Source organism: Pseudomonas sp. KB_15, assembly GCF_052114525.1.
Classification (GTDB): Bacteria; Pseudomonadota; Gammaproteobacteria; order Pseudomonadales; family Pseudomonadaceae; genus Aquipseudomonas.
Genome location: NZ_JBFREX010000015.1, coordinates 89,647 through 99,445, shown reverse-complemented (window position 1 = coordinate 99,445; position 9,799 = coordinate 89,647). Strand labels below are relative to the sequence as shown.

Here is a 9,799-nt window from a genome sequence, read left to right as displayed (position 1 = left end):
GGGCGACGACCAACACCTGATGATCTGGATGGGCCGCTACATTGCCTATCACACCGGCACCACCACACCCACCGACAACGGCATGCGTTCGGCAAGCCTGCAGCAACTCATGACATGGAAGGACACCCGATGGATACCCGACGCAGCCAACCCCAACTTCATCGGCGTCTATCGACTGAGTTTTCTCTCCCAATGACCGGTGCCCGCATGCTGCGTTTTCTGTCCCTGATGTTGGTATTGGTGCTGCCTTTCTCGGCGGCTAACGCCGAAGATTCGGTCCCGTCCAGCGGCTATGCGCCAGTGGCCGGCGAGAGTTTTTTCCTGTTGGCCGACAGCTGTTTTGCCAGCGATGAACAGGCGATGGTGCGCCTCGAAGCACCGGGTCGCGACTATCGCCGGTTTCGCATGGAGCCCTACGGCGGCGCCGACATTCGGGTGTATCGCATCGACAAGCCGCTGGATTTCCTCAAGCGCCAGAAGAACCTGCATCGGGTGGTCAGCGATGGCCAGTTCAAGGGTGAAGGCCTGTCGAACACGCTCGCGTACCTGTGGGACAGCTGGTATCGCAAATCCCGTCGGGTGATGCAGCGGGCGTTTTCCTACGAGTCGCGTAAACAAGTCACCGAGGAAGTGCCGGAACTGAAGATGGGCAATGCGATGGCCGCGCCAACGCCCTACGATGCGCAGCCGCAATTCGCGCTGATACCGGGTTTGCCGGTGGTCAGCCAGTTCCGTTATCCGTTGTGGCAGGCCAAGCCGATCCAGCCACCGACAGGGGTGAATCTGGCCGGGTCTTCCAGCGAGTTCGTCAGCGTTGCGCCGGGCAACGTGTACATCCCGTTGGGCAATCTCAAACCGGGTCTTTATCTGGTGGAAGCACTGATCGGCAAGTACCGAGCGACCACCATGGTTTTCGTCTCCAACACCGTGGCGGTGAACAAGATTGCCGGTGACGAATTGCTGGTGTGGGCCGCGCGCAAACACGAAGGCAGCCCGGTGCCGAAGGTCAATGTGTTGTGGACCGATGGCCTCGGCGTAATGAGCAGCGGCGCCACGGATAGCGACGGTTTGCTGCGCCTGAAACATGTCAGCCCCGAGCGTTCGTTCGTGATCGGCGAGGACGAAGAGGGCGGGGTGTTCGTCTCGGAAAACTTCTACTACGACAGCGAAATCTACGACACCAAACTCTATGCCTTCACCGACCGGCCGCTGTATCGGCCGGGGGATTGGGTGTCGCTGAAAATCGTCGGGCGTGAATTCAAGAATGCCCGGGACTCGGTGCAGCCAAGCGCTGCCGACGTCAACGTGACTGTGCTCGATGCAACCGGTACGGCGCTGCAATCCCTCGAATTGAAGCTCGACTCCAAGGCTGGCACCCAGGGCCGATTCCAGTTGCCGGACAACGCCGTGGCCGGTGGTTATGAATTGCGTTTCAGTTACAAGGACCAGGCTTACAGCAGCGCCTTCCGCGTCGCCGAATACATCAAGCCGCACTTCGAGATTTCACTCAATCTGGCCAGGCAGGATTACCGCACCGGCGAGCCGGTCAAGGGCAATCTGGTGCTGCTGTATCCGGACGGAAAACCGGTGGCCAATGCGAAATTGAGCCTGAGCCTGCGCGCCCAACAACTGTCGATGGTCGACAACGAACTGCAATACCTCGGGCAATTTCCGGTGGAGCTGACCAGTACCGAACTGACCACCGACGCCAAGGGCAGCGCGACCCTCGACTTGCCGGCCGCTGACAAACCGAGTCGCTACATGCTGACCGTGTTCGCCAGCGACGGTGCGGCGTATCGCGTGAAAACCACCAAGGAAATCCTCATCGACCGTGGCGCGGCGAATTTTCGCTTGAGCGCGCCCCGGCGCTTCAGCGCGGTGGGTGAAAAGGTTGCGTTCAGCTACGCCCGCGAAGGCGAGCAGGCCGACGCCGTTACGCCAGGCAGCTACGGCTGGGTACGCCTGGAAGACCAGAGCACCGGCGAAGGCAAACTCACGGCAACCGACAAAAGCTTCACGCTGGCCTTTGACCGGCCGGGCACCTACAACCTGGCGCTCAAGGATGATCATGGCCGGGTGGTCGGCGCCACCGGCCATTCGGTCACCGGTGACGGTGTCAAAGCCGTACCCGGTACCGTGGAAATCGTCCTCGACAAGCCCGAGTACATCCCAGGCGATGAAGCGCTGGCGCTGATCACTTTCCCGGAACCAGTGAGCGATGCGCTGCTATCTCTGGAGCGCGACAAGGTCGAAACCACCGCGTTACTTTCCAGGGGCGGCGACTGGCTGAAGATAGAAAAGCTCAGCGATACCCAATACCGCGCGCRCATCCCGGTGAAGGAAGGTTTTGCGCCGAACCTGACCTTCTCGGTGCTGTACACCAAGGGCGGCCAGTACAGTTTCCAGAACGCCGGCATCAAGGTGATCACGCCACAGATCGACGTGGCCATCGTCACCGATAAAGAAACCTACCAGCCGGGTGAAACCGTCTCGGTGGACCTGACCACCCGGTTCGCCGGCAAGCCGATTCCCGCGCATCTGACGGTCAGCGTGGTCGATGAAATGGTCTACGCCCTGCAACCTGAGGTCGCGCCGAGCATCGACCAGTTCTTCTATCACCCGCGGCGCAATAATGTGCGCACCAGCGCCAGTTTGTCGTTCATCAGTTATGACGTTGCCTTACCAGGCAGCCCCGGTGCACCGGGCAAAGCCAATCGCAGTGAGCGCGGCGTGAAAGTGCTGGAGCGGCCGCGTCGCGAGGATGTCGACACGGCTGCCTGGCAACCTGAATTGCTGACCGATGCCAACGGCAAAACCCGCTTCACCTTCAAGATGCCCGACTCCCTGACCCGCTGGCGCATCACCGCCAGGGCCATCGCCGATGACGGTCAGGTCGGGCAGAAGAAGCAATTCGTACGCTCGGACAAGCCGCTGTACCTGAAGTGGAGCGGCCCGACCCGATTCCGCGCCGGCGACAAACCGGACCTTGGTGTGTTCGCCTTCAGTCAGGCCGAGAAACCGGTCAAGGCTGAACTGGTGACCCGTTACGCCGGCAACGAACAGCGCGTGCCCGTGACCCTGAACAGCGGTATCAACTACATCCCGTTGCCGGCATTTGAACTGACGAATGGCGAGTGGAATGCCGAGCTGGTGCAGGACGGCAATGCCGCTGACGCGTTGACGGTGCACCTGAGCGCGACCGGTGAAGGCTGGCTGGTGACGCAATCCCAGAGTCTCGATGTGAGCAGCGGCGATACACCGCTGACATTGCCGACAGACGCCAGCGATATCCGCCTGCGTCTGGACGACAGTCCGCAAGCGTTGTTCCGTTCAGCCCTCGACGATCTGTTGAGCTACCCCTACGGCGGTGTCGAACAGACCGCCAGTCGCCTGCTGCCGTTGAGCATCGCCTACCCGACGCTGGCGGCGAATCCGCAGATCCGCGATCGCTTGCGCCTGATCATGCAAAACAGTCGCCTGCGCCTGGTGCAAATGGCCGGTCCTTCGGCGTGTTTCACCTGGTGGGGCATGGACGGCGAGCCGGATGCGTTCCTCACCGCTTACGCCTATTACGCCGACTGGCACGCCAGCCGGGTGCTGGAACTGAGCCTGCCGCCGGAGCATTGGCAGCGGGTGCTGGAGGTCTACGCCAAACAGGCGAACAACACGCCACTGTTGCAGCGGGCGCTGATCCTGTCGTTCGCCAAACAGATGCAGTTGCCGGTCAACACTTTGCTCAGTGGCTTGCTGGAAGACCTGGCGAAAGCAGGCGAGGGCACGGCCGCAAACCTGATGGAGGACGGCGAAGACAGCCTTGTCATGAGCGATCCGGATTCAGCCTTGGGGCTGGCTGCCGCACGAGTGCTGACGGCATCGCTGGCCAGGCAATCGAAGGTCGTTTTGCCGGACGTGTTCAATCGGCAACTGGCCGACGCGCAGCAACGACTGGCAGTCAGTTCCCAGCCGTTTGCCGAAGCGCTGAACCTGTCGCTGCAACCGTTCGATCAGGCTCACGCCCAGGCCTTGCTGCAACGCTTGCTGCCACAGCAATCGACACTGGAACGGGCGCTGGCGTTGATCTGGCTGCAACGCAGCATCGAGCAGGCATCGCCCACCATTGCATTGGCGCCGGGTGAAGGCTGGAAGAAACAGTACGGGGTTTCTGGTGAGATGTATTGGACGTGGCAGGGGAGTGCGCCAGTGCCGACGGTATTGTCGCTGACCGGCGCGCAAGAGCGGCCGCTGCGCGCTGCGTTGAGCTACCGCAGCCAGCAGCCGGCGGTCGATCCGATGGCCGTGACCATCACCCGTCGCCTGTCGCGACTGGTGCCGGGGAATGAAGCCTTCACCTTCAAACTCGAAGCGGTCGGCAACGCGCCGCTGTCCAGCGACAACCTCTATCTCGACGAAGTGATCGTCACCAGCAAAGCCGCCAGACCGCTGCGCTACGGCATGCTTGAAGTGCCGCTGCCCCCCGGCGCCGATGTCGAGCGCACGACCTGGGGCATCAAGCTCATGGGCAAGGCCGGCACCGAACCGACGGCGCTGGAGAAGGCGCGTTTCGAACCGGGGCAAATGGCCTACGCCATTCCGGTCGATGCCTTGAGTGGTGAATTGCGTCTGCGGCATTTGGTGCGTTTCTCGCAGAAGGGCCAGTTCAACTTGCCGCCGGTGCGTTTCACTCAGGTTTATGCGCCGCAGCATCAGGCACTGGAACAAAAGGCAGCCCTTGGCCAGGTCACGGTTCACTGAGGTGCATAGGCTGCTGATGGGTTGGCTGCTGTGTTTGATTCCTGTGCTGGCGACGGCACAGGACGAACCGCTGCGCCTGGCCTTCAACGGCGATTTGCTGTCGCTGAGCCGGACGCAGGTGATCGCCCGCGAGCCGTTGCCGCCGAYGTTGCAGACGCCGCTGGGCAGTGTGTGGAAGTTGTTCGTCTACGCCTGGCTGGTGGATACCGGCGCACGTGAGCCGGCTTATGAATGTCGCGGCCAGTCGAAGGAAGAGGTTTATTGCTGCACGGCGGGCGGCAGGATCGAGCGCGATCAGGCGTTGGTGAAGTCATGCGGTTTGTATTTCGAACCCGCGCGACTGGGCATCAGCGATGCAGGTTGGCGGGCGTATTGGCAGGCGCATCAAGCACCGCAATGGCTGCTGGATTTACCGTCGTTGCAACCGGCTACACGGGTTTCGGTGGCAGAACTGTTGAAGGTGTTGGCCGTGCTGCCGGCACAGGATCAGGCCCGGCGTGTGCTGCTCGACGTTGTACTTAATGCCGCCGATGGCAACGTCGTCGGCGCGCTCGGTAGCCGTTTGCGCGTGAAGACCTGGAGCTGGCTGGCGGATCAGGATGCTGCGTCGCGCCAGGGCGGATTCGCTGGTTGGGCGGCGGACGGTACACCGATCTGGGCCGGAGGACGGGGCACCAGTCAGCGGGTACTGCGTGATTACACCCAGGCATTGTCTACGGTAATTCCTGTTGCATGGCCTGTGGATGCCGGGAAATGTGTAGAGGTCGGCCTGTTCTCCCGCTATCCACTCAAGCGCGTGCTGTCAGAGGGCAGTGTGGTGTCCTCCGGGGTGTTACAGGGTGACTACCGCGTCGAGTTCGCCAATGGAAATGCGCTGGATATCCACAGCGACGGCGAACTGTTTCTGTTCAACGACAAACTTGTCGCGCGACTGGATCGCGAAGAGTACGTCGCCCGTGTGCTCCAGCGCGAAGCCACTGTCGAGCCGGTCGAGGCCGCCAAAGCGCTGGTCGTGGCCATCCGCACGTACCTGCTGCAAAACGCCACGCATAGCGGTGACTGCCTGAGCATTGACGACAGCAGCAGCCGTCAGCGGGTCGCACCGCGTCCGGCGTCGCCCGAATCACGCGACATTGCCGCGTGGACCAGCGACCTCGTCCTGGCTGGCAGCTCCGTCACCTACCATTCCGATCAACCCGGCCCGGACAAACTGTCCTGGCAGCAAGCCGTCGAACAGGCCCGTGCCGGCCAGCGCTACGATGCCATCCTGCTGCACGCCTACCCACGCGCCAGTCTCAGTCGTTGGGACAACCCGGTCGCGTCCTGCGAAGCGTTGCCCGCCGCGCAGGCTTGGCTGCAGAAACAACGGCGCGGCTGGCGCCAGAAACTTGAAAGCGAAACCGGCTACAACGAAGTCAGCACCTTCGCCGTATGCCGCCTGGCCTTCGGCCGCCCCTATGTCGACCGCGAACGCCAGCGCATCTTCGTGCGCGGCGCGCAGACGCTGCAAGACCGCCTCGACCTGACCCACGAATACCTGCACCTGGCCTTCGAAGCGCACCCCAACGGCCAGGATGAAACCTACATCGAAGGGCTCGCCCGCCACCTCTTGCTGGAATAGGCCATGAAACTCCGTTATCCACAGGTCTTGCTGTTTCTCCTTTCGCTGACGGCATTGCCGTGGGCGATGGCAGCGGACAGCGTCAAACTCGACACCCCCGCAGGCGGCTGGCGCACCGGCGCGCCCGAGGGCGAAGGGGAAAACTTCCGGCAGACCGTCAACTACCCGGCCTCCTCGGTGAACACCCCGACAGGGCAGGCCAACACGGCACGCATCAGTGGCCAGATCAAAGCCACAGCCAAATCCGCAGAGCCCGGCCGGCTGATCGTCAACGGGGTGAGCATGCCGCTGAAAATCGACCCGGCCGGCCGTTTCGATCGCCCGTTCTCATTCCCCAACGGCAGCAACAGTGTCGAGGTGCGCAGCCCTGATGGCCAACAACGTCACCGCACGCAATTGCTCAACAGCAGCGGCGGTGCGACCCCGGCCAAACTACGCGTGTTGTTGTCCTGGGACAGCGACAATACCGACCTCGACCTGCACCTGATTACCCCCGACGGTGCGCACATCTGGTACGGCGACCGCGTAGCCCCCAATGGCGCGGCGCTCGACGTCGACGTCACCACTGGCTACGGCCCGGAAATCTTCGCCATGCCCGCGCCAATCAAGGGGCAATATCTGGTGTATGTGAACTACTTCGGCGGTGGGTACAGCAGTGATGAGGAGGGGCAGGAAGACGCGGTGCAAGCGCTGACCACAGCGCAGGTGACGCTGATTACCGAGGAGGGAACGCCAAGCGAAAAAATGGAAACGTTCCTGGTGCCGATGCGTGCGGTGGGGGAGTTGACGTTAGTGAAATCGTTCAGCTATCCGTGAGGTTGAGGTACAAGAGGTCGCTCACGGGTTTAGCCAGAAGAGTCGGCGTCCTTGATCTCACACTTTGTTACCGCATACCCCAGCCGGGTGTAAAAACCTGCTTCGGTAACAGCCTGGCAGCTACCCCAACCTCTGCACTCACCTGCCTGCCAAGCCCATCGCAGAGGGCTGTACGCGCTTTCTCGAACGCCCAATCCGCGAATTGGCCGAGTGATTGCATATGCTTGTCTGTACAAGTATCTGCGTGTGCATAGGACATATCGCCACGCAGTACATGCGCTCTTGCGGCACAAGCGCTTTCGATGGTCCCTGGGAATAAAACAATGAAAAAAGCATTTCTCACCATTTCTGCATTGGCTTTGTGTATGGCTGCCGGTTCTGCGCTGGCCAAGGAGTACAAGGAGTTGCGTTTTGGCGTCGACCCCTCTTATGCGCCGTTCGAATCCAAGGCTGCCGATGGCAGCCTGGTGGGCTTCGATATCGACTTGGGCAACGCGATCTGCGCCGAGCTGAAGGTCAAGTGCAAATGGGTCGAAAGTGACTTCGACGGCATGATTCCCGGCCTCAAGGCCAACAAGTTCGACGGCGTGATCTCTTCCATGACCGCCACGCCAGCGCGTGAGAAAGTCATCGATTTCTCAAACGAGCTGTTCTCTGGCCCGACCGCGCTGGTATTCAAGAAAGGCGCGGCCTTCGGCACCGATCCGGCCTCCCTCAAGGGCAAGAAAGTCGGCTACGAGCAAGGCACCATCCAGGAAGCCTACGCCAAGGCGGTGTTGGACAAGGCCGGCGTAGAGACACAGGCCTACGCCAACCAGGACCAGGTGTACGCTGACCTGATCTCCGGACGCCTCGATGCCTCAATCCAGGACATGCTGCAAGCCGAGTTGGGCTTCCTGAAGTCGCCACCAGGCGCCGACTTCCAGGTCGGCGAGCCGGTCGAAAGCCCGCTACTGCCAGCCAAAACCGCCGTGGGGCTGACCAAAGGCAACGCCGAACTCCAGGCCTTGCTGAACAAAGGTATCAAGGCGCTGCACGACAATGGCACCTATGCGGCCGTCCAGCAGAAACACTTTGGCGATCTGAATCTCTACAGCGGCAAATAATGACCCTGCGCCCATTTGCGGATGGGCGCTTTTCGGATTGATGTAGGGCTGCCCAATGTTAGAAAACCTGTTGACGATTCTGGGGCTGTCAGGCTTCAGCCTCAAGGGCTTCGGCCCGCTGCTGCTGCAAGGCTCGTGGATGACTGTCAAATTATCCTTTCTGTGCTTGCTGGTAAGCGTTGGCCTGGGCCTGATCGGCGCCAGTGCCAAGCTTTCGAAATCAGCACTGCTGCGCGTCCCTGCGCAGGCCTACACCACGCTGATCCGCGGAGTGCCGGACCTGGTGCTGATGCTGCTGATTTTCTACAGCCTGCAAACCTGGCTGACCTCGTTCACCGATTTCATGGAATGGGAATACATCGAGATCAACCCCTTCAGTGCCGGGGTCATTACCCTGGGCTTCATCTACGGGGCGTATTTCACTGAAACCTTCCGCGGCGCCATCCTCGCCGTACCGCGAGGGCAGATGGAAGCGGCTACCGCCTACGGCCTGACCCGAGCCCAGCGCTTTCGCTTAGTGGTGTTCCCGCAAATGATGCGCTTTGCCCTGCCGGGCATCGGCAACAACTGGATGGTGATTCTCAAGGCCACCGCGCTGGTGTCGATCATTGGCCTGGCCGATCTGGTCAAGGTGGCTCAGGACGCGGGCAAGAGTTCCTATCAGCTGTTCTTCTTCCTGCTGCTGGCCGCCCTGATCTATCTGGTGATAACCACCGTTTCGAACTACGTCTTGCGCCGGATGGAAATCTTCTACGCCGCAGGCACCCGGGAGGCCGTGCGATGATCGAGCTACTGCAGGAATACTGGAAACCTTTCCTGTTCCAGGACGGCAATCACATCACCGGGCTGGCCATGACCCTCTGGCTGCTCAGCGCCTCGATCTTCTTCGGCTTCGTGATGTCGATCCCGCTGTCGATTGCCCGGGTCTCAACCAATGTCTGGGTGCGCTGGCCGGTGCAGTTCTACACCTACCTGTTCCGCGGCACACCGCTGTATATCCAGTTGCTGATTTGCTACACCGGCATTTACAGCCTGGCCGCCGTGCGCGCTCAGCCAGTACTGGATGCGTTCTTTCGCGATGCGATGAACTGCACGATCCTGGCCTTCGCCCTGAACACCTGTGCCTACACCACGGAGATCTTCGCCGGGGCCATTCGCAGCATGAACCACGGCGAAGTCGAGGCCGCCAAGGCTTACGGCCTGACCGGCTGGAAGCTGTATGCCTACGTGATCATGCCGTCAGCCCTGCGTCGTTCGCTGCCTTACTACAGCAACGAAGTGATTCTGATGCTGCACTCGACCACCGTGGCCTTCACCGCGACCATCCCGGACATCCTGAAAGTCGCACGGGACGCCAACTCGGCGACCTTCCTGACCTTCCAGTCCTTCGGCATCGCCGCGTTGATCTACCTGGCAGTCACTTTCTCTCTGGTCGGCCTGTTCCGCCTGGCTGAACGCCGCTGGTTGTCTTTCCTCGGCCCGGCTCACTAATTCAGGATGCTTG

The 9,799-nt window shown here is 61.2% G+C and carries 7 protein-coding genes; all 7 read left to right on the top strand.

From position 1 onward, the window contains the following. Nucleotides 1-196, top strand: a 196-nt coding sequence (locus tag AB4Z35_RS15230) for a DUF1175 family protein (RefSeq protein WP_442097890.1), incomplete at its 5' end; no start/stop codon positions are given. Next, nucleotides 193-4,752, top strand: a complete 4,560-nt coding sequence (locus AB4Z35_RS15225; protein ID WP_442097889.1) for an alpha-2-macroglobulin family protein — start codon at nt 193-195, stop codon at nt 4,750-4,752. The genes AB4Z35_RS15230 and AB4Z35_RS15225, both read left to right, overlap by 4 nt. Nucleotides 4,753-4,768: 16 nt before the next feature. Beyond that, nucleotides 4,769-6,373, top strand: a complete 1,605-nt coding sequence (locus AB4Z35_RS15220) for a DUF2300 domain-containing protein (protein ID WP_442097887.1) — start codon at nt 4,769-4,771, stop codon at nt 6,371-6,373. 3 nt (nt 6,374-6,376) lie between these two features. Beyond that, on the top strand, nt 6,377-7,189 hold the full coding sequence (locus AB4Z35_RS15215; RefSeq protein WP_442097885.1) for a YfaP family protein: 813 nt from the start codon (nt 6,377-6,379) through the stop codon (nt 7,187-7,189). Between the two features lie 323 nt (nt 7,190-7,512). Beyond that, nucleotides 7,513-8,295, top strand: coding sequence for a transporter substrate-binding domain-containing protein (locus AB4Z35_RS15210; RefSeq protein WP_007994170.1), 783 nt, complete (start codon nt 7,513-7,515; stop codon nt 8,293-8,295). A gap of 55 nt (nt 8,296-8,350) precedes the next feature. Then, complete coding sequence (locus tag AB4Z35_RS15205) at nt 8,351-9,079, top strand: ABC transporter permease (protein ID WP_007994171.1); 729 nt, start codon at nt 8,351-8,353, stop codon at nt 9,077-9,079. Next, entirely contained in the window at nt 9,076-9,786 is a 711-nt protein-coding gene (locus tag AB4Z35_RS15200; protein WP_007994172.1) for an ABC transporter permease, read from the top strand. The genes AB4Z35_RS15205 and AB4Z35_RS15200 overlap by 4 nt, the downstream gene beginning before the upstream one ends. Nucleotides 9,787-9,799: the final 13 nt, after the last annotated feature.